Source organism: Pandoraea sp. NPDC090278 (assembly GCF_044772185.1).
Classification (GTDB): domain Bacteria; phylum Pseudomonadota; class Gammaproteobacteria; order Burkholderiales; family Burkholderiaceae; genus Pandoraea.
Genome location: NZ_JBIVYJ010000002.1, coordinates 546,945 through 565,960, shown reverse-complemented (window position 1 = coordinate 565,960; position 19,016 = coordinate 546,945). Strand labels below are relative to the sequence as shown.

At 63.7% G+C, this 19,016-nt stretch carries 20 protein-coding genes; all 20 read right to left on the bottom strand.

Annotated elements, in window-relative coordinates:
• Window positions 1-7: 7 nt before the first annotated feature.
• The 20 genes from sctE to sctF all read right to left on the bottom strand — a co-directional run bounded on the left by sctE (window position 8) and on the right by sctF (window position 18,999).
• Window positions 8-1,759 (bottom strand): type III secretion system translocon subunit SctE, encoded by a 1,752-nt coding sequence (gene sctE, locus ACIQWO_RS10855; RefSeq protein ID WP_402823109.1) that lies wholly within the window; start codon window positions 1,757-1,759, stop codon window positions 8-10.
• Entirely contained in the window at window positions 1,756-3,021 is a 1,266-nt protein-coding gene (gene sicA, locus ACIQWO_RS10850) for a type III secretion system translocator chaperone SicA (protein WP_402823106.1), read from the bottom strand. The genes sctE and sicA overlap by 4 nt, the downstream gene beginning before the upstream one ends.
• A gap of 121 nt (window positions 3,022-3,142) precedes the next feature.
• Window positions 3,143-4,273, bottom strand: coding sequence for an EscU/YscU/HrcU family type III secretion system export apparatus switch protein (locus ACIQWO_RS10845; RefSeq protein WP_402823103.1), 1,131 nt, complete (start codon window positions 4,271-4,273; stop codon window positions 3,143-3,145).
• Between the two features lie 13 nt (window positions 4,274-4,286).
• Window positions 4,287-5,063, bottom strand: a complete 777-nt coding sequence (gene sctT, locus ACIQWO_RS10840) for a type III secretion system export apparatus subunit SctT (RefSeq protein ID WP_402823100.1) — start codon at window positions 5,061-5,063, stop codon at window positions 4,287-4,289.
• A gap of 1 nt (window position 5,064) precedes the next feature.
• Entirely contained in the window at window positions 5,065-5,328 is a 264-nt protein-coding gene (locus ACIQWO_RS10835; RefSeq protein ID WP_402823097.1) for an EscS/YscS/HrcS family type III secretion system export apparatus protein, read from the bottom strand.
• Window positions 5,329-5,338: 10 nt separating this feature from the next.
• The gene (locus ACIQWO_RS10830; protein WP_402823094.1) at window positions 5,339-5,983 is read right to left on the bottom strand and encodes an EscR/YscR/HrcR family type III secretion system export apparatus protein; all 645 of its coding nucleotides are present in this window, start codon (window positions 5,981-5,983) and stop codon (window positions 5,339-5,341) included.
• Complete coding sequence (locus ACIQWO_RS10825; protein WP_402823091.1) at window positions 5,973-6,944, bottom strand: YscQ/HrcQ family type III secretion apparatus protein; 972 nt, start codon at window positions 6,942-6,944, stop codon at window positions 5,973-5,975. The genes ACIQWO_RS10830 and ACIQWO_RS10825 overlap by 11 nt, the downstream gene beginning before the upstream one ends.
• The gene (locus ACIQWO_RS10820; protein WP_402823088.1) at window positions 6,938-8,020 is read right to left on the bottom strand and encodes a hypothetical protein; all 1,083 of its coding nucleotides are present in this window, start codon (window positions 8,018-8,020) and stop codon (window positions 6,938-6,940) included. Before ACIQWO_RS10820 ends, ACIQWO_RS10825 begins: the two co-directional genes overlap by 7 nt.
• On the bottom strand, window positions 8,008-8,463 hold the full coding sequence (locus tag ACIQWO_RS10815) for a hypothetical protein (RefSeq protein WP_402823085.1): 456 nt from the start codon (window positions 8,461-8,463) through the stop codon (window positions 8,008-8,010). Before ACIQWO_RS10815 ends, ACIQWO_RS10820 begins: the two co-directional genes overlap by 13 nt.
• Window positions 8,447-9,778, bottom strand: a complete 1,332-nt coding sequence (locus ACIQWO_RS10810) for a FliI/YscN family ATPase (protein ID WP_402823082.1) — start codon at window positions 9,776-9,778, stop codon at window positions 8,447-8,449. Before ACIQWO_RS10810 ends, ACIQWO_RS10815 begins: the two co-directional genes overlap by 17 nt.
• A gap of 17 nt (window positions 9,779-9,795) precedes the next feature.
• Window positions 9,796-11,907, bottom strand: a complete 2,112-nt coding sequence (locus tag ACIQWO_RS10805) for an EscV/YscV/HrcV family type III secretion system export apparatus protein (RefSeq protein ID WP_402823079.1) — start codon at window positions 11,905-11,907, stop codon at window positions 9,796-9,798.
• A complete protein-coding gene (locus ACIQWO_RS10800) occupies window positions 11,907-13,052 on the bottom strand; it encodes an HrpJ domain-containing protein (RefSeq protein WP_402823076.1) in 1,146 nt (381 codons plus the stop codon). Before ACIQWO_RS10800 ends, ACIQWO_RS10805 begins: the two co-directional genes overlap by 1 nt.
• On the bottom strand, window positions 13,039-15,123 hold the full coding sequence (sctC, locus tag ACIQWO_RS10795) for a type III secretion system outer membrane ring subunit SctC (protein ID WP_402823073.1): 2,085 nt from the start codon (window positions 15,121-15,123) through the stop codon (window positions 13,039-13,041). Before sctC ends, ACIQWO_RS10800 begins: the two co-directional genes overlap by 14 nt.
• Window positions 15,120-15,902 carry a helix-turn-helix domain-containing protein gene (locus ACIQWO_RS10790; RefSeq protein WP_402823070.1) on the bottom strand — a complete coding sequence of 261 codons (783 nt, stop codon included), beginning with the start codon at window positions 15,900-15,902 and terminating at the stop codon, window positions 15,120-15,122. Before ACIQWO_RS10790 ends, sctC begins: the two co-directional genes overlap by 4 nt.
• An 82-nt stretch (window positions 15,903-15,984) precedes the next feature.
• On the bottom strand, window positions 15,985-16,269 hold the full coding sequence (locus ACIQWO_RS10785) for a hypothetical protein (RefSeq protein ID WP_402823067.1): 285 nt from the start codon (window positions 16,267-16,269) through the stop codon (window positions 15,985-15,987).
• Window positions 16,256-17,008 (bottom strand): hypothetical protein, encoded by a 753-nt coding sequence (locus ACIQWO_RS10780; protein WP_402823064.1) that lies wholly within the window; start codon window positions 17,006-17,008, stop codon window positions 16,256-16,258. Before ACIQWO_RS10780 ends, ACIQWO_RS10785 begins: the two co-directional genes overlap by 14 nt.
• A gap of 10 nt (window positions 17,009-17,018) precedes the next feature.
• Complete coding sequence (locus ACIQWO_RS10775) at window positions 17,019-17,633, bottom strand: type III secretion apparatus protein OrgA/MxiK (protein ID WP_402823061.1); 615 nt, start codon at window positions 17,631-17,633, stop codon at window positions 17,019-17,021.
• Window positions 17,630-18,379 (bottom strand): EscJ/YscJ/HrcJ family type III secretion inner membrane ring protein, encoded by a 750-nt coding sequence (locus ACIQWO_RS10770; RefSeq protein WP_402823058.1) that lies wholly within the window; start codon window positions 18,377-18,379, stop codon window positions 17,630-17,632. The genes ACIQWO_RS10775 and ACIQWO_RS10770 overlap by 4 nt, the downstream gene beginning before the upstream one ends.
• On the bottom strand, window positions 18,379-18,681 hold the full coding sequence (sctI, locus tag ACIQWO_RS10765; RefSeq protein ID WP_402823055.1) for a type III secretion system inner rod subunit SctI: 303 nt from the start codon (window positions 18,679-18,681) through the stop codon (window positions 18,379-18,381). Before sctI ends, ACIQWO_RS10770 begins: the two co-directional genes overlap by 1 nt.
• A 63-nt stretch (window positions 18,682-18,744) precedes the next feature.
• Window positions 18,745-18,999 carry a type III secretion system needle filament subunit SctF gene (sctF, locus tag ACIQWO_RS10760; RefSeq protein ID WP_402823052.1) on the bottom strand — a complete coding sequence of 85 codons (255 nt, stop codon included), beginning with the start codon at window positions 18,997-18,999 and terminating at the stop codon, window positions 18,745-18,747.
• Window positions 19,000-19,016 lie beyond the last annotated feature (17 nt).

Below are 19,016 nucleotides of genomic sequence, written 5' to 3'. Positions count from 1 at the left end.
CTTTCACTCAAGCACGTACGTTGTTGAGCACAAACTTTCGCGCTTCCTGTTGGGCTTTGGCCGCGTCGGACATCTGAGCAATGATCGCGGTCACAACATTCTGAGCGGCGCCAAAGCGGTCCGCCGACTGCTTCACAGAGTCCGTAATCTTGTTCAGCGAGTCCTGCGCGACCATCATGTCGGCCATGACGTCGGTGGCTTGCTTCTGATACGTTCCGGTGACCCCGCTGCCTACGGCCTGCGTGCCGCTCAGTGCAAGTTCCCCGAACGTCACCACGCTCCTGAGCGTATTGGCGAGCATTTGCGCATTGCCCTCCTTCACACCCAGTCTCGAAGCCGCCGAAGACATGCCCTGAGCGATCATCTTTGCACCGGCCTTGCCTGCCTCGCGCAGCATGTCGGGCACGAGCTTCTTCACCAGGTCGCCTACGAGCGTGCCGAGCATCTTGCCGAAGTTGGTCGCCGCTACCGCACCGCCCGCCACGACCGAGACGGCGATGAAGGCGATCGCGACCGCTGCGGCGGCCACCACCCCGACGATGTTGCCGATCATTTCCGCAGTGTCTTTGCCCACGCCCAGCTCCTCGAGCATCGACCCGACGAACTTGCCGATCTCGGAGGCCAGCGGTTGAATGACGTGGGTCATCAGCGGCTTGATTGCCTCACCGACGAGCGAGAACCCCGTCGCAGCCCCCATGACCGAATCGGCGAGCAACGCGACGCCAACCACCGTCATCGTGGTGCTCAGGCCACCGGTGAACACCGCGCCGACGACACCGACAACCGCCAGCACGGCCCCCAGAATCTTTCCGAAAATGCCAAAGATCTTGCTCAGCTTCTGGGCTTTCCTGACTTTGGCTTCGTACTCCTCGTTCTGTTTGACGAGATCGGCTTGTCTCGCCTTGCGAATCGCCTCGAAGAACTTCATGTCTTCCTGAATGGCATCGTTCGCGCTGTCGCCGAGCAACTTCGCGAGTCTTGCCATCAGAAGGAGCAGTTCGTCCATGTTCTCGCCGTTCTTTTCGGTGGATGGATTGTTGAGTACTCCCGGCAACTGATCGCCGAGGAACTTGCCCAGAACGTCGTCCGCCTTCTTCGTCGCCGCCTTGGCGGCATCGAAGGCTTCCATCGCTTCGCGCTTCGCATCGTCATGCTTGCCTTTTGCGGCGTCGTAGCCCGACTTCGCCGCCTCGTATGCCTGTGCGGCCGCGTCGTATTCGGGCGTGCCCGGCGTTGCGCCGTCGAGTGCGGCCTTCGCTCTGGCGAGGGCGTCCTGCGCATTCGCCAGCGCCTGCTCGGCATCTGCGAGGCTCTGGATGGCCTGGTCGAGCGCGGCCAGCGCGTTCGTCGCGTCGGCTACCGCCTGATCGAACTCGGCCTGACTTTGCTCGGCCATTGCCTGACGCGACGCCGCTTCGAGCTGCGACTGCTTGAGGCGATTCTGAAGATCCGACAATGACGAATTGCCGAGCAACTCAGTCAGGCGCCCCAGCAAATACGTCAGGCTCGCGCGTGCATCGCCGAGCGGCGGCTTGAGGGCGGGGGCATCGGCGTCCGTCTTCGGCATTGCGCCCGTCGGCGGCGGTGTCGATGTCATGTTCTCGATAATCTGCTTGATGACGTCCTGCATGCCCGCCCGGATGTCTGGCACTGGCGTTCCCGCGCCTTCGACGCCTTTGCCTCCCACCGGTGCGTCGATATCGCTCGAACCGTCCGGAAGCGGTGCGAATTGAGGTAAAGCGGCGGTAATCGTGGTCATGCGGCCTCCTTGGCGCCGGACGCTTTTTCCTTGATGTCATCCGCGCCGATGGCGTCGAGATAGGCTTTGGCCTTCGTGCGCAGATCGGCGTCGCTACTGCTCTCGCACACCAGCCCGAAGCATTCGCGCGCAAGCGGCATATTGCGCATCATCATCTGGCACTGCCCCGCGTAGAACACCGGACGGTAATCGTTCTTGCCGACGGCGAACGCCATCGCGTAGAGATCGACCGCCTTCTGGTATTCCTCCTTGAGCTGGCACACCGCCGCGAGTCCGACGATGTACTCGGGGTTGTAGAAGTCATAGATGCAGAGGAAGCGAAAAAAGGCTTCGGCCTGCGCCAACTGACCGTTGCTGTAGAAGTCGTAGGCGTGCGCGTACAGGCCGTCCATGGTCTCGCTTGGAATGCCGTGAATGTCCTTGAGGCTTGCGCCTGCGACGACGGCGTCCCAGATCGCGCTCGTGACGCGCCCTTCGTCCGTCTCTGCTTGCATTGCCGCTTGTGTCATCGAATTACCTCCTTCCGATCCCCGAAAACGGGTCGATCTTCTGTCTGCCAGCCGGGCGGCTGGAATAAATGCGAGTCGGGGGCTGGCGGTACGCCGACCTGCCGACGCGGCGCGTGCCCGAAGCGAACGGACGTCGCTACGGCTACGCTTCCCGACAGGTTCGTTGTCCTGCCGCATCTCGCTCATCTGCGAAAAATCCGGCAATCGCGCGAGGTACCGAACCCATGATTCGATACCGCTCTCGCGCACCCATCGATAGCAACGGTCTGCCTGTTCAGCCGCTGCCCTTGCCTGCGCAAGCGCGCTCTGACGCTTATCGCTCGCACGGGCGTACTGCGGATCGCGCGGCGATAGAACATCGAGCACGACCTGCGCTTCGGCCACCGCCACATCTGCGCTCATCGCCTGCGCCTGACTTCGCTCGAAGGCCGTCTGGGCGCGGCCAAATGCGGCAACGATGCGGCGAGCTGCGTCGCTCAGTCTCACGCGGGCCAGCCGGTGGCTCACCTCTGCTTTCGCTCGCGTCGGCAGCACGCCGGGGAACAGCTCGTGTTCGGACGGAAGGTCGATCGCATGTGCGCAAGCCGCGTCACGCGCCCCCGTGGGCAGGGACTGCCGCAATCCCGCGAGCGCATCGCACGCCAGTGCGCGCAGGCACTCCCGGTTCGGAGATGTCCCATCCGGTTCGGCAAAACTCGCAAACGTGCCCGCGTTGCGCAGCATCGAGAGATGACACATGTCCTCGCGCACCATCGTTCCTCCCGGGATCTCAAATAATTCGGGGGGCCGCAATGTGTCGCGCGTCGTCTCATAACTGCATCCCGATAGCTATCATTTAAACAACGCGTCCCTTGGGAGACTTCCAAAAAGCGTTCTATTGAACAGGGGGACTAGCGTTTGGCTTTTCAATTGCGTCCTTCGACTCGGCTTCGCTTTCGCCGGGGTTGTCGTTCTCTTCGCCGACCTCGTCGTCCTGCGTGCCTGCGCGCTCGACGTCTTCCAGCCAGATGAGCAGTCGCATGATCGCGTCGAGTTCTTCGAGCGCCACGAACGTATGACGACTATGCGTCCGATGTAGACGCCGTGCGAGCGCGATGTCGCCGATCACGGGAATGCCCTGCGACTCGGCGTATTTGCGTACCGCGAGGGCGCGCGCATTCGTCTCGATGACGGAAATGAACGGCAGTGGGATGACCTCGGGACGGAAATAGATGCCTACGGCGATGTGGGTCGGATTCGCGATGATCAGACGCGAGTCGCGCACGTCGGACTTCACCGCCTCGGACAACAGCTCGTTGTGCAGTGTGCGGCGCTGTCGCTTGATTTCGGGATTACCGTCGGTATCCTTTTGCTCGCGCTTGACTTCGTGGCGCTCCATGCGCTGCTCGCGCATGAACAACCAGAACTCCACCATCGCGTCGAGCACGGCAATGGGCACGACACACGCGAGCGAGATCCAGATCAGCTTGCGTACCAATTCGGCCCACGCCGCGCCCACACCCGCCGGGCTCATGTATATCTGCGCGAACAGCAGCCCCTTGGCGCTCGACCACAGCACCACGACGATGGCACCGAAGCTAAGCAGATAGAACACCGACTTGAGCGAATCCTTGAGCGTGCGCAAACTGAAGATGCGCTTGGTGCCCGACATCGGGTTGAGTGCCCCGAGATTCAGCTTAATCGCTTCGCTCGCCCACACGAAGCCGGTCTGGAGCAAGGCTGGCAACACCGCCGCCACGACGCACACGAACAGCACCGGCATGAACATCTGCAAACCGTGCTTGAACAGCCTGATGGCGAAGGCCTGCGGATCGGCGAATTCGCCATTCGCCAGCACCTGCCGGTATTCCTGCATCAGCCACACCAGCGGATCGCTCGACACCACGAAAATCAGGCCGACGAACACCAGCGTGACCATCGTCAGTTCTTTGCTTTTGAACGCCTGCCCCTTCTTCGCGGCGTCTTTCAGCCGCTTGCGTGTCGGCTTCTCGGTTTTCTCGCCCATACCACGCGTCCGTCTACGATCCCGCAGCCGGCGCGAGCCAGCGCACCACGTCGTCGGGACGCATGAACATCGACACGAGCGCGTCCGGCAACGTTGCGGAGAAATAGATCAGCAAGATGGCAAACGCGATGAGACTCTTGATCGTCAGCGACAGCGCAAAGGCATTGACCTGCGGTGCGAAGCGCGACAACAGCCCCAGCACCAATTCGGACAGGAACAGCGCGGCGACCACCGGCGCCGTCAGCGCAATCGCGTGACTGACCAGCACATCGAGGAATTCGTGAATGCGAGCAACGGAGATCGTGCACTGCCCGAATGGCTCGCACACACGGTAACTGCGCGCCAGCACTTCGAGCAGCAGCGTCATGCCGCCCAGTTGCAAATAGATCACCGCAACGAACCACTGAAAGAACCCGGCGAGTTCCGACGTATCGATACCGTTCGCCGGATCGATCACGCTGCTGAGCGTGGCGCCACGCTGGTTGTCGATGTACGCCCCCAGCGCGTGGAACACCCAGAACGGCAGCGCCACGGCCACCGCGATCACCAGCCCCAGCGCCGCCTCGCGCAGCAACAACGCCCATATGAAGCCATCCAGTGGGAGAGGTGCCCCATAGGCATAAGGCCAGACGCCCACGGCCATCCACATGGAGACGGTGGTGCGCACTACGCCCGATAGCACATTCCCGTTGAGGATCGGCAGCAAGAACACGCACGGCGCGACACGCGCGTACGCCATCGCGACCGCCAGAATGCCGTCGTGGTGCTCGAAGACGAGCGATACATCCACGTCAGGCCTTGCCCGTCACGGCCAGCTTCAGCATAGTCGCGCCGTAGCCCACCAGCGTCTCGCCGAACCAGTCGGCGAGCAAGAACAGACTCAGCGAGACAGCGAGTAGCTTCAGGCCGAACGGCAGCGTCTGCTCCTGCACTTGCGTGACCGTCTGAAGCAAGCCGACGGTCACACCGACGAGCGTGGCCACAGCGACAGGACCAGACGACAGAATGAGCACCAGGTACAGCGCCCGGTTGCCCGCATAAATCAGGTTATCCATGCTGCGTTCCCTATTGCAGATACTGGCTGACCAGGCCCTGCGACAACAGTGACCATCCGTCCATCGCGACAAAGAGAATGAGCTTGATCGGCACGGAGATCGTCACCGGACTCATCATCATCATGCCCAGCGAGAGCAACACGCTGGAAACCACCAGATCGACGACCACGAACGGCAGATACAGGTAAAAGCCGATCGTGAACGCGCTCTTGATTTCGGTGAGCGCATACGCCGGGAGCAGCGCGAAGATGGACGGTGCGGTGGCGTCGAGCGGCACGCTGGCACCGTCGCGGGTCACCTCCTGACGCGCGAAGAACTGCGTCAACTGCGGGTCGGCGTACTTGAGCAGGTAATCGCGGTAGGGCGAGAGACCGTCGTCGAGAAAGCGACGCACCGAATTCGGATCGGCGAAGTTGACGGGGTTTGCCTGATACGCGTCGAGCACCGCCGTCGTCACCGGCAGCATGACGAAAACCGAGATCAGCAGCGCCGCGCCGTTAAGCGTCATATTGCTCGGCACTTGTTGCAGCCCAAGCGCGTTGCGCACCATCACGAACACGATGGAAAACTTGACGAAGCAGGTACCCGACGCCACCAGAAACGGCAGCAGCGTGAAGAAACTCAGTACCGCTATCGCCGGTACATCACTCCACATGATCCGGTCCCTTTACTTCTCGTTGCGCGTCGTCCGTCTCCATCAGCCACTCGAATATCTCGACGCCCAGCCGTGCGTCGAGTTGCACGAGTTCGCCACGCGCGAGCAACGTACCGTTGGCACGCACCTCGACGTGCTGCTCCGCGCCCGGGTGCAACGCAAGCACGCGCGTGCGGCCGATTTGCTCCAGTTCGGCAAGCGTCATGCGCTCGCGTTGCAGCACGAACACCAGTTCGACAGGCAATTGGGCCAGCGACGTCGCCCCGCCAGAGGTTGCCGCCATGTCGCCAACGTCGTCGCCCTCTCGCGCTCGCTCGGGCATCATGTCCTCGATCTCGTCATGCAAATACGTTTCCAGCATCGCGCTCCCCTCTTCCTGTTGATAACCGCCGATCACACTTCCCGTACAACTCAGCCGACGCTTCACGTCGCGAATGATCAGGACGTCGCCGCGATGAATGCTGCGCAGCGTCGTCAGCCAAGCCGGGCTGCGGCCAATTTCCACATCGAGCGAGAAGCGCACGCCACTCACGTCGAGCGGCATCGTGGCCCGCACGTCTGGCACCCGCGTAAGCCACACGGGGCACTCCGCCGCCCGCACCTTGAGCAGCATCGCTTCGGGTAGCGCCGCACCGTCGATCGGCGCACCGACGTCGAGCACGTCATAACGCAACTCGGGCATCGGCAGATGCAACGGGTTTGCCGTCACCGTGAACAATCGCGCCGCCAATTGCTCGGAATCGGCGCAGCACGCGAGCGACGCCAACTCATGCGCGGCACCTTCGAGCCACATGCCTGGCTCCACCCACCCTTGCCACGTGTGCGCGGTGTCCTGCACGCGAATCCACGACCCCATGCGTGGCAGATATTCGAGCGATGCCGACCAGCCCCGCGCTTGCCAGACGTCCGCCGCCAGCGTCAGCCGCGACAGTCCTTCGTCGATACGCCGCAGTTTCAGCATCCGGCGTCCTCATCGTTTGTGCTGTCCAATTTTTCGACGGCCTCAATGGCGCGCACACCGACGCGGCGCGACGAACCTTCGTCCGACGAGGATGCCGCCCCCGGCAGCGCGGCTGACAAGCGCCGCTGCACCATGGTGTCCGATGCGCCGAGCACGAAGCCTCGTCGCCCATCCACTTGCACGACCTGCACGTTGACGAAGTGTCCTTTGCCCCAGCTCCCGAATGCGTAGCGCATGCCGTCGCCACCGGTGATCGACCGGCGGACAGCATCGCCGGGTAAGGGGTGCGCCGGTGCACGCGGCGCCATAGGTTTGTGCGGCACCTGCGCAGCGAAGCGACGTGCGCCCGGATGTGGCGCGAGCGCTTGTCCCTGCATGACCTGTGGCGTCGAAGTGCCCGGCGCGCTGGCGCCACCCTCCCCCCGATGCGACCGCTCGCGTGCGTCGTGACGGGGTCCCGCTTCCCGCCCCGCTTCCCCCCCGGCTTCCTGCCCGACCTCCGATGCCGCGCCCGACGCCATCACAGCGCGACCATCCACGCTCGCCGTGGCCGACTCACCGACATCGCCAACACCGCCGGGCGTCGGCAACCGGGCGTCGCGACGTTGAACCGAAGCACGGTCGGCATCGACTTGGGGGGTACCGGCAATGAGCGACGCGTCGGTGCGCTTGTCGGTGACGGATCGTGTCTGTCCGTCGCCCACAAGTCGGTTCGCTCTGAGCAACTCGGCAAGCGTCTGACGTGCGCCGCCGTGGCGCGTCGACGAATCGATCGCATCCCGGTCGTCGACCGACGTTGTGTGCGCCTGCTGTGCCGACGACACGCCGTCGCCCGATGACGTCGAGCCTCCAGACACCGCATCGAGCCACAGCGGCGGCGAGCGATCCATCGGCATCGACAAGAACCAAAGCGGCGCAGCGCCCGGCATGTCGTCCGCACGCCGGTGCTCGGACGCGTGTTTGCGCAGCGCCTCTTCCACACGCTGCGCCACCGTTTTGTCGCTCGCCTGCTGTCGCCCGGGCTCGTCCGGCGTTGCCGATACGTCGGCCGTTCCTGCCACGCTTACCTGCGCCATGACTGATGTTCCTCAAGTTCGCTACATTCCACATACGCCTGACGTTTGCGGGCGTCGCCGCGCAACGTCTTCGCCAGACGTGTGTACTTCGTCTCCTTTCGCCACCAACGCCGCCGCTCGTTCTCGGTCAGTTCGCGGTCGGTCTCCAACTGCTCGCGCGATTCGGCCAGTGTCGCGAGCTTCACATCGAGATCGCGCACCTGCTGCCGCAACAGTCCCGTGACGCGCATGCCGCTGCGCAGTCCATTCATATCCGATTCCAGCTGCGACGGCTTCGACGAAGCGATCAACGCGAGAATTGCGTCGCGTTGTGCCGCGATCTCGTCGGACTGTCTGACGAGATCGGTGTCCCTGAATGAGATGTTGCGTAACTCGCGCTCCTGAATCTCCTTGATCTGCAGCGCAGCGCAATAGAGTCGTCGTGCGTCACCCCACGATTTCATGCAACCTCCTCAGCGTCTCGTCGGCGAACGACCATTCGTGCGCCTCTTGCTTTAGGAAAGCCTCGATGTACGGCTTTGCCTCCATCGCGCGGTCGTCCTGAGCACTCACGCCCGGCCGGTATTCGCCGAGGTCCACCAACGTCTGCAACGATTCGAGACGCGCGAGCCACGCCCGCAGCTGGCCCGCCGTGCGCATCTGGTCGGGCGTTGCGACGCGCGTGGCGACACGGCTCACGCTGCGTAGCACGTCGATGGCCGGATAGTGATTCCGGTGCGCCAGTTGGGCACTCAGATGAATGTGTCCGTCGAGGATCGAGCGAATCTCTTCGGCCATGGGGTCCGGCATCTCGTCGTCTTCCAGCAACACGGTGTAGAAGGCGCTGATGCTGCCGCGTGTCGACGCCCCTGCGCGCTCCAGCAACTGCGGCAGGCTCGTGTAGACCGACGCCGGTACGCCCGCGCGCATGGGCAGCTCGCCGGTCGCCAATGCCAGATCGCGGCACGCGCGCACATAGCGGGTCAGCGAGTCGACGAACAGTGCCACCCGCTGTCCCTGATCGCGGAAATGCTCGGCGACCGTGGTCGCCAGCAGCGCGGCGTTGCGGCGCGTGACGGCAGGCGCGTCGGAAGTCGCGAAGATCACGACGCAGCGCTGCGCGCCCGGCGACGCCCTCAGCGCTTCGACGATCTCCACCACCTCGCGCCCCCGCTCGCCGATCAGCGCGACCACCGTCGTGTCCGCTTCAACACCGGCCAGCAGCGCGTTCATGAACGACGTCTTGCCGCACCCGGCCGGGGCGAAGATGCCGACACGCTGCCCCACACCACACGGCATCAGCGCATCGATGGCGCGCAGTCCCGTGTGCAGGACGCTATCGACGCCCACGCGCTCGAGATAGGGCAACGACGGGGCCAGCAGCGCACGCTCCGCCGCGCCCGCGCGCACCGGTGCCAGCGACTGCCCGTCGATGCGATCCACAATGCCGCCGCCGGCGTCGAGCACGGCGCCGCGCCATGCCTCATTCGGACGGCACGAAGCCTGACGTCCCGTAGGCAGCAACGCCGAATCGCAGGACAACCCTTGTGTGGCGGCGAACAGGCTGAGAATGGCGCGTTCGTCGTGCACCGCGATCACCTGCGCCTGCCCGACGACGTGCGCGTCACGCCACGTGCGACGGATATCGCAAATCTCACCAATGGTCACCCCCGGGATGTGCGCCTCGGCCGTGTGTCCGGCGATGCGCGAGATCAGCGAGAGATGTCGGACGAACGATGGGCTGCTCCGGGTCGGCGTCTGAGTCAGTGTTTTCGTCATGGTGGCCATCGGCGCTCTCAGATTGTGCTGATGACGTTGACAGACACGCCGTCGACCAGCTCGCCGAACGACAACACTTCCAGATCTCGAAAGCGGGTTTCTGCCAGCTTCTTCACGAAGCGCCGCACGTCGACCGACGCCAGCAGCACCAGGTCCTTGTGGGGCCGCCCGGACGCATCGAGCGCGAGTGCTACGCGGTCGAGCAGCGTCTCGGCATCCTTTGGGTCCATGTTGACGAACGCGCCACCGGCCGTCTGCCGGATCGAGCGACGCACACTCTCCTCGATCTCCGCGGAGAGCATGACGACGCGCAGCTCACCGCTGCGCAGGAACTTGTTGCAGATGTAGCGGCCCAGCGCGCCACGCACGTGCTCGACGAGATTGAGCACATCTTTCTCACGCGGGGCCCACATGGCGAGGACTTCCATCACGAGCTTCATGTTGCGCACCGAGATCCGCTCCATGACCAGACGTTGCAGAATCTCCGAGACCCGCTGTAGTGCCACGTGCCGCAGCACCTCCTTGACCAGATCCGGGTAATGCTGCTCGACCAGATCGAGCATCTTCTTCGTCTCCTGAATGCCGAAGAACTCGTTCACATGGCGCGTGAGCAGGACGGCCATTCCCTGATACAGCTCGTCGGCCGGGGGGTGCGTGAGATGTCGCATGGCGGAGAGCGCCTCGCCCTGCGCAGGCGTCACCCACGCGCAGCGGCCGCGCTCGGGACCGGAGAAGACCGGCTCGTATTGCAGGGCCGCGATTTCGCTGGTGTAGGCGTCCACGCGTACGCGGTCGTAGAAGATGACGAACTCGTCGGCGCGCACCTCGTTGATGTAGACGGCAGCGCGCGATTCACCGAGTGACGACGAGCCCTGCAAGAGGACCTCCGGCAGATGCACGCCGAAGTCGGTGAAGAACTGGCTGCGGACCCGCTCCGTGAAGCCTGCCGCTTCGAACGACGGCAGTTCCGCCGATGGAATCACGATGGCCAGCGGTGCTGTCGACGGCGCGACACTGTCGAGGTTGTCGATGGACATGAGCGAGCTGTCCGCCTTCGCATTGGGGCGCGCTTTCGCGCTGGACCCGGCCTTCCCGGACTTGCCCGCTTTGCCTGCGGCGCCATCGCCCGGCATACCGCTCTTGCTGTCCTTTGCCGCGTTGCCCGAATGCCCCGCCGCACCGGTGTCCTGCTTGGCGAAGTAACAGGCCAACGCCAGCAGAGAAAACGTCGGAAACGGAAAGCCCGGTAGCGTGCCGATGATCAACGTGAGAAGTGCCGTCGCGCCCAGCACGAAGCGGTTGCCCATCAACTGGCTGACGATCGTGCGCCCCATGTTGTCGGCTTCGCCGTTCACACGCGTGACGACGAAGCCTGCCGACACCGAGATGAGCAGCGCCGGAATCTGCGCGACGAGACCGTCGCCGATGGTCAGCGTGGTATAGGTCTCCAGTGCGCCGCCCAACTCCATGCCGCGCTGCGTCATCCCCACGATAATGCCGCCGATCAGATTGACGAAGATGATGACGATCCCGGCGATCGCATCGCCCTTGACGAACTTCATCGCCCCGTCGAACGATCCGTACAGCTGACTCTCGCGCTCCAGCACACTGCGACGTTCGCGAGCGCCGTCGTTATCGAGGGTGCCCGCCTTCACGTCGGCATCGATGCTCATCTGTTTGCCCGGCATGCCGTCGAGCGAAAATCGGGCAGCGACTTCGGCCACACGCTCGGAGCCCTTCGCGATCACGATGAACTGCACGATGGTGACGATGGCAAACACCACGAACCCCACCGCCAGACTGTCGCCGATGACGAACTGTCCGAATGAATCGATGATCTTTCCCGCGTCGGCATCGATGAGAATCAGGCGAGTGGTACTGATCGACAACGCCAGCCGAAACAGCGTCGTGATGAGCAGCATCGAAGGGAACGACGAGAAGTTCAGAATCCGCTCGATGTGAAACGCGCCGAGGAAGAGCAACACGGAAATCGCGATGTTCACGCCGATGAGAAAGTCGACCAGATAGGTCGGCAACGGAATCACCAGCATGGCGATTACGCACGACATCAGAATCAGAATGACGACTTCGGGACGGCCCCGCAGTTCGCTCAATAACGCTGCGGGCATTAAGCGCTCCGGCGATTTCGCGACACGGGGTCTGACGCTCGGTCACTGCGCTCGCCGCGGTAAGCTGCGTCGGCGAGATCGCGCAAGCCGTCGAGCAGCATGTCGCGCGCTTCCTGCGTCTGCAACGGTTCGCCCGGCAAGTCGCTGCAAGCCCGGGACAGCAGTCCGATCAGTCGGCCATGCGCGCCGTTGTCCTGTAGCAGTGCGGCACGGCCTGTGACTGCGCTCATGCATTCGTCGAGCGCGCGGGGGTCGGTCAGAATTGCGAGCACGAAATGCAGCCAGTCCTCCTCGCTGGAGTTGAAGGGTTCGGCATACGGACTGGCGCTGACCCGTTGCACGAACGTGCGCTCGCACGAGCGCAGGCGCTTCAGGACGTTCAGACGCTGCGTCGGTGCAAGCGCCTCCGCCTCCGTGCTGCTCGGATCGAGCGAGCGCATGTCGTCGACAAATGTGTCTTCGATGAAATTGAGCACCTGCTCGCGTCGCGTATAGCCGAATCGGGAAATCCAGGACTGGTAGATATCGATGTCGGGTGTCTCGGCGTCGTTGATCAGAAACTCGCGATATGCCGCGCGCAACATACGCGGCCCGAACTCGAGCGGAATCTGTCTTGCGCTCAGTCGTGCTTTGATCGCGCAATGAATGCCCGCCTTGCGCTCGCGGATTTCCTTGCGAGGTGCGTCTTGCGCAAGCTGGATCGCTTCGGTCAGTGCCTGCTGTTGTGCGCTGTCGAGCGATTCACGCTGTGTGTCGAGCGCCTGAAGCGCGAGCCATCGGTCAGTGACGTCGTCGAACGCATCCTTCAGCAGTCGATTCAACCCTTCGGCCGTGACCCACGACGCGCCGAGAATCGCCAGGATCTTGTTCGGCGCATCCTCTTCGAGGATGTAGTCGTAACTCTGCGCCATGCCGCGGTTCTCGTCCTTGCGCATCGAGCGCAGCCGGAACTGCGTCATGATGGACGACAGTTCGTCCGTCGACTCCAGCGTCCTTAGGATCTCGGCGACCGGGCCGCCCGAGAGAATCTTCTGGGGGCCGTCGTCATCGTCGTGCGAGCGCGCCGCGCGTTGCCGCCCCGGCGACGCGGCGGAGGTCTGCGAGATTGACGATGACGACGGCTGAATAGCGTTAAGACTGGCCACGGTCGGCTCCCGTGTTGAGGATGGCGGATTCGTCGCGTATGTGCTGTTCGGCGCTCGCGTCCGTCGGGGGTTGGGAAGGGGATACGCCCGACACCTCGCGTCCTTCGGCGGCAGGGGGGGCTTGGTTGGCCTGGTCGGCTGGGGCCCGGTCGAGCCCTGTCGTTACGCGCACGTCCTTCGACACGCCGTCGACGGGATAAGGCAATGTCGCCACGGTGTCGCCCGCGATATCGCTGGCGTCATGCTGAAGCGGGCCGTCGATCTCGCGGGGTTGAATCAGGAAAACGCGCACATCGTTGTTCTGTGCCGTGCTCGTATAGCGAAACGCGCGGCCAATCCACGGGATGTCGCCGAGCAGCGGGATTTTCTTCTCGACGGTGTCACCGCTGTCTCGCGTATAGCCGCCGATGAGCAGGCTCTTGCCCTGCGGCACACGCGCAATGGTGCTGATGCGCGTACGGGATACCGTCGGCAGCACGGTGTATTTGCTGTCGGCATCGCTCCCTTTGCTGGGCGCACTCGTGCCGTCTTCGATGTTGAGCGTCATCTCGATTTCGTCGCGCCCTGCAAAGCGCGGCCAGACGCTGATCATCGTCCCGTAGGTCACACTGCGCAGGTCCGTGGTGCGTTCGCCTTCGAGCGGCACGTAGAACGTCTGGCTACCATCGAACATCGCGGGGATGTTCTCTTGCGTCAGGATCACAGGACGCGACACCACACTCGCCAGTCCGCGCGAGGCAATCGCCTGAATCTTCGCCAGAAAGCGCACACCGTCGAGCGTACTGACCGGCGCCGTCGCGTTGAGCAGCACACCCACGCGAGACCCGATGGAGACGCCCCCCGACCAGTCCACGCCCAGCGAATCGAGCGCTTCCTTGCGCACATCGATGATCCATAGCGACAACTCGATATGGCGACGTGGCGCATCAAGGCGCGAGACGAGTCGCTCGATGCGCTCGACCTGTTCGGCCGTGCCGCGCACCAGCAGGCTATTGCCCGCCGGATAGGCCTGCACGATGAGCTGGCCGCGCCCGCCCTCACCCACGCTACCGGGGCGCGTAGGGGGCAAAAGCGGCGGCGCGGTATTGAGAGCTGCGGGCGGGGAAGTTGCGTCGGTTCCGGGACCCGGCGGCAATAGCGGTGCGGGAACACCCCGTCTGTCCTGGGGCGAAAGCGGCAACTGCGTCGAGGGCGGTAGCAGGCTGCCCAGGCTACCCGCGCCGCCCCGAGCGGTCTCCACCAGTTCCTTGATCACGGACTCCATCCCGGGGATGACGATCTTCTCGTCGCGCATCTGATAGGTGCGATCGGACACGAAGCCGTTTTCCATGCGTACCACACCGATCCGGTCGGGTCCGGCGGCCGGAATGTCGTTGACCGTCGTGCGATCGATCGAGCGCGACGCTGCGAGCACGAGATCGACAAAGACCGGCGGACCGGAAACGTAGAACACCTTGCGGCTCGCCTCGCCGCGTATCGGATAACGTCGGTCGTACAGCCCCGCACTGCGCAGATACGACACGAGATCGGATTGAGTCGCGTGCGTCATCGAGACGGTTGCATTGCGAACCTCGGACGCGTCGTAGATGAAGATCGACTGCCCGTCGTGATACCAGATGAGACCCAGCCGGTTCGCCATCGATTCCAGCAGCGCACGGGCGTTGTTCAAGTCGAAGTCGCCGGTCACCTGCTTCTTCGCCGCCAGATTGCTGACGATGACCGGACGGCCGAGATACGGCGACAACGCGGCGAAGAACACCCGCAGGTTGTCGTTGCGTGCCACGTAGCCACCTGATGCGCCACCCGTCGCCTGGGTCGGCACGGGATCGACGGCTTGCACCTCCTGCACCGCTTCCACCGCACGTTCCGGCTTGGGCGCGCGCTCACGCACAGGTTCCGGTGTCTGCGGTAGCACCTGCGCCTGCGGCGCGATCACGGCAGGGGGCGCTGTCGCTGGCGAAGCGCCGTCGAGCGAGCCCGCCGAGGACAACGCCATCGCCCACGAGGCGACGGCAACGTTCGAAACGCCTGCGGCGAGCATCGCGCAGACGACGTAGTGCATCCTCTTCATCGGGCCAACGTTCGCAACGCGCCTGCGGCACTGGTCGGCGACATCCCGATCAGTTCCTTGATCTCCGTGGAGAAATGCGACGACGACGCATAGCCGTTGCGCAGCGCGATTTCCGTGAAACTGTCGTTCCCCTGTGCGACTTCAAGCATCGAGCGCGCCATGCGCCAATCGCGCAACGCGATCTTCGCGGATTCCCCCAGCGCGCCCCGGCACAGCCGCCGGAAGTGCGAGTACGACACGCCGTACTTCGTGCACATGTGACGCAACGTGCCACCAGCGGGTGCGCGCGTCAGCAAAAAGCGGATCAGGTCGTACGATTCGCAACGGCGCAGCACGTCGAGCATCGTGCGAAAACCCTCGCCCGGTGCAGCCATCTGACTCAGGAACCACAGCTCGCACTGCCGACGGTCAGCCCATGGCGCCTCGACCGGCACACGATGCAGCACAGGCACGGCGCAGCGCCGGTAGTGGTCGTCAGAGTCGTTGCCCATCGCGTGCGCTTCGTCCATAAACGCCAGCAGCTTGACCAGCACGTTGCAGTGCAACCGTTGGTAGTGCAGGGTGCCGCCTCTGACCAGCAGCGTCCCCTTGCCGTGCATCAGCAATCCGCGATACCCGGGACTCAGTTCCAGTCGCGTCGGCCCCACGTTGCCAGTCGGTTGCAGCTCCAGCAACAGGCTTCGGGTGGACGGCGGCGAACACACGAACCACACGCCGCCGCATGCCAGCGCGTACGATTGGTTTTCGCACAGCGCTTGCGCTTCTTCCATGATCTTCATGCTTCTCATCGACCACCTCACTTCCCGTCGAAGCCCGACGGGTCTTCCGTTTCACTATTCCGTGGCATGCGCCGCCGGCGCGTCACATGCCGCCAATTTCCTCATATAGCTCCTGACTTCCGTCGAACGACGCCAGCCATATCTGACGTATGAACAACTCTCGCCAGCTGTTTTCCGAGTCTTCATCGTTGTCGTCCTCGAGCGTGCCGACGTCGGGCGACGGCGAATCGATGCCCGACACGGGCGGCTGCCCCTGCGACGCCCCTTGCATGCCGCGTACGCGCTCAGCGAGCGACACTGGCGTCGGTTCGTTGCCGACATCTGCGGACATCGGCGAGAGCGTCGAGACGCCTTCAATGGTGTTCATGGTCATTACCTGTCGTAGTGAAGTGCCCTGTAGTCGGGGCAATTGCGGCGGGCTGTGCCGCGTCGAAATCGGCGTCGAGGCCCACGCCCATGTTCGCCATTCGCTCCGTCTGAGCCAGGCCCGTCGCCAGCGCAGCGACGCGCTCGCCGAGCGACCTGAGCGCGGGCGCGAGCATCGCGTGCAAGTCCGCCTTCGATGCGTTCGGATCGATATCCAGCGCCGCCTCGGCCCGCGCGACGTAGTCGTCCGGGTCGTACTCGATCACGGTGCTTCCCCGGTGCACGGAGATGCGCTCGTCCGTCGCTCTGAATTCGAGCTTGAGCGATGCTTGGCACGCGGCTTCTACCCGCGCACGAATGTCGTCGCGACGAGGCTTGAGCCGCACCGGCAACACGATCGTCACCGGCACGTCGGACGGCACGCCTGCGAAGGTGCGCAACGCGTCGTCGAGCGCAGCGAGCAGTGCCTCCGGATGGCGTGACGCGCACCTCAGCAAACCGCGCACCTGCTCGATCATCTCGCCGCGCCAGCGCAGGCACATCTGCTCGGTGCGCATCAGATGCGCCACCACGTCTTCGAGCGCCATCGCCATACCGTCGCGATACCCGGCGTGCATCGCACGTGCGCGTTGTCCCTCCATCGTGCGCTGCGTCTCGGCGACACGACGCTTCGCCCATCGACGAATGTCGTCGTCGACGCGCTCGGTCCGGGTCCCGCGAGCCAACTCGTCGCGGCTCACGACGACACCGTCAATGACGCGTGTCAGGGGGGGAATGGGGATGCTTCTTGGCATATTGCAAAGCCGTCACGAAAAGTCGCACGTCGCGCGCGTCGGGCATATCGGCGGCGCAAGCATCGAGAGGGGGAAACAGCAATGGCAAGCGCTGACGAAGCGGTTCGCGAAGCGATGCACTCAGCGCCATGAGTCGCACAAACCCTTCGCCGAGTAGTTCACCGTGCGAGGGCGGCGCAGCCACCGCGGACGGCACCGCATCGAGCACTGGCAACCGGGCGTACGCATAGGCCCACCGGGGCAATCCGAGCAACGCAGCGCGACGGCACAGACTCGCCTTGTGCACCTGACATCCCATCAGATAGGCCACCTGCGGCAACAATCGCCAGTTGAGTACCCAGGGCCGCTCGACGATGCCGATCTGATCGAACGGCCAGTGATTGTCGAGACGGAATCCGGCGATGAGCATTTCGTTGATCACGGCCCGCTGACGCGGCGACGAGAACTGCGTCGGATAGCTAAAGCGCACCGGATGGATGTACGACACCAGGTCGAACATCATCGTGCGCCAGTTCACGGCCATCGGACTCGGTGACTCGTGCAGGTCGGGCGTCGGGTGCAAGGCCATCATCGGCCCTCCGGGACTTGCGCGGCAGCACTGCGTCGCGGCCACCTTACGCGCGTTCTCAGCGCCGCAGCGAGCACCGCGCAAGCCAGCACGCCGACCACCAGGAGCGGCCAGAGCGGGCGGCCTTCGTTCGTTCGCTTCTCGACGGGCAACGGCGGGCTCGCACTGAGCGAAACCGGCTGGCGCGAGAGCACGACGGAAATATTCTCGTAGCGCACATCGTCAAAACTGTTCTTGAGAAATCGTCGGATGTCGTTGATCAGCGCCGTCGCATCGAAGTCGTTCCGATACACGACGACAGCGGAAATATGTGGGCTGGGCATCGGTGCATTGCCAGCCTGCGCGTCGACGTCATAACTCACATGCACGCGTGCCGCGAGTACGCCGCTCATCAATCGGACGGACTGCTCCAGTCGCTGCTCGATCGCGGAGTACAGACGCGCCCGCTCGGCGCGGGGCGACGCCACGAGCGAATCGGGCGGGAACATCTGTGCGATCTCCATACGGGGACGCGACGGCAAGTCGTACGTCTTGAGCCAGTCCACCGCTCGCGGAAAATCGGCGGCGTCGACCGAAATCGAATAGCCCGCCTTTCCCCCGTCGGTCTTCTGCGTCGCGATGTCGTGACGCAGAAGAACGGCAGCCACTTCATTGGCCTGCTGCTGGTCGAGCGCGCTGAGCAGCGTCTCGGCTTTGCGGCACCCCGTGAGCGCCAGCACGGCAACGAGGAGAAAGACGTAGCGACGCATTACCGAAGCAGCGCCTCGACGGCCGCCACCGATTTACGCGCGAGCGAACTCGCCATGCCGACATCGATGCCGTACACAGAGAGCCGATTCTGCAAGTCCATTGCACTCTCCGAATTAGTGGGATCGAAGCGCGTCACCGCCGCCGCGATGCCTGCACGGTCCGCTTCGAAATCGGCCGACAGATTGGCCACCGCGTTCATGAAACGCGACTCCAGCGTCTGGCCTGCAGCCGGATCGGTCGCAAGCACCGATGCGTCGGGGTCCAGCGACCGGACCGATAACAGCGAAGGATCAAATAGCATGACAGCCTCGTTCGATATGTCGGTGAATGCACTAGCATTCGATGGCACGCGACGGCGTGAGCATCAGAACTTGGAGATGACCCCTTGCACCGTGTCCTTCAGTGTCTTGACGGTGCCGGATTGGGCTGCACGCATCGTCGAGTAGGCGGCCATGGCCGCCTGGAACTCAGCCATGCCCTCCGATTCGGTCGGCTTGCTCTTGATCTTAGCGATCGCTTCGTCGATACGCTGCTGCAAGGCCGCCGTCGGGCCGTCGAAGTCCTTCGACAACTGCTCGAGGTAAGTCAGGTCGTCGCTGTTCACTCCCGGAGTATTCATAAGCATCGTTGTTCCAA

Coding starts and splice junctions, on each gene's coding strand:
- sctE (WP_402823109.1), bottom strand. CDS start 1,759: ATGACCACGATTACCGCCGCTTTACCTCAATTCGCACCGCTTCCGGAC.
- sicA (WP_402823106.1), bottom strand. CDS start 3,021: ATGGTGCGCGAGGACATGTGTCATCTCTCGATGCTGCGCAACGCGGGC.
- ACIQWO_RS10845 (WP_402823103.1), bottom strand. CDS start 4,273: ATGGGCGAGAAAACCGAGAAGCCGACACGCAAGCGGCTGAAAGACGCC.
- ACIQWO_RS10835 (WP_402823097.1), bottom strand. CDS start 5,328: ATGGATAACCTGATTTATGCGGGCAACCGGGCGCTGTACCTGGTGCTC.
- ACIQWO_RS10830 (WP_402823094.1), bottom strand. CDS start 5,983: ATGTGGAGTGATGTACCGGCGATAGCGGTACTGAGTTTCTTCACGCTG.
- ACIQWO_RS10825 (WP_402823091.1), bottom strand. CDS start 6,944: ATGCTGAAACTGCGGCGTATCGACGAAGGACTGTCGCGGCTGACGCTG.
- ACIQWO_RS10820 (WP_402823088.1), bottom strand. CDS start 8,020: ATGGCGCAGGTAAGCGTGGCAGGAACGGCCGACGTATCGGCAACGCCG.
- ACIQWO_RS10815 (WP_402823085.1), bottom strand. CDS start 8,463: ATGAAATCGTGGGGTGACGCACGACGACTCTATTGCGCTGCGCTGCAG.
- ACIQWO_RS10810 (WP_402823082.1), bottom strand. CDS start 9,778: ATGACGAAAACACTGACTCAGACGCCGACCCGGAGCAGCCCATCGTTC.
- ACIQWO_RS10805 (WP_402823079.1), bottom strand. CDS start 11,907: ATGCCCGCAGCGTTATTGAGCGAACTGCGGGGCCGTCCCGAAGTCGTC.
- sctC (WP_402823073.1), bottom strand. CDS start 15,123: ATGAAGAGGATGCACTACGTCGTCTGCGCGATGCTCGCCGCAGGCGTT.
- ACIQWO_RS10790 (WP_402823070.1), bottom strand. CDS start 15,902: ATGAAGATCATGGAAGAAGCGCAAGCGCTGTGCGAAAACCAATCGTAC.
- ACIQWO_RS10785 (WP_402823067.1), bottom strand. CDS start 16,269: ATGAACACCATTGAAGGCGTCTCGACGCTCTCGCCGATGTCCGCAGAT.
- ACIQWO_RS10775 (WP_402823061.1), bottom strand. CDS start 17,633: ATGATGGCCTTGCACCCGACGCCCGACCTGCACGAGTCACCGAGTCCG.
- ACIQWO_RS10770 (WP_402823058.1), bottom strand. CDS start 18,379: ATGCGTCGCTACGTCTTTCTCCTCGTTGCCGTGCTGGCGCTCACGGGG.
- sctI (WP_402823055.1), bottom strand. CDS start 18,681: ATGCTATTTGATCCTTCGCTGTTATCGGTCCGGTCGCTGGACCCCGAC.
- sctF (WP_402823052.1), bottom strand. CDS start 18,999: ATGAATACTCCGGGAGTGAACAGCGACGACCTGACTTACCTCGAGCAG.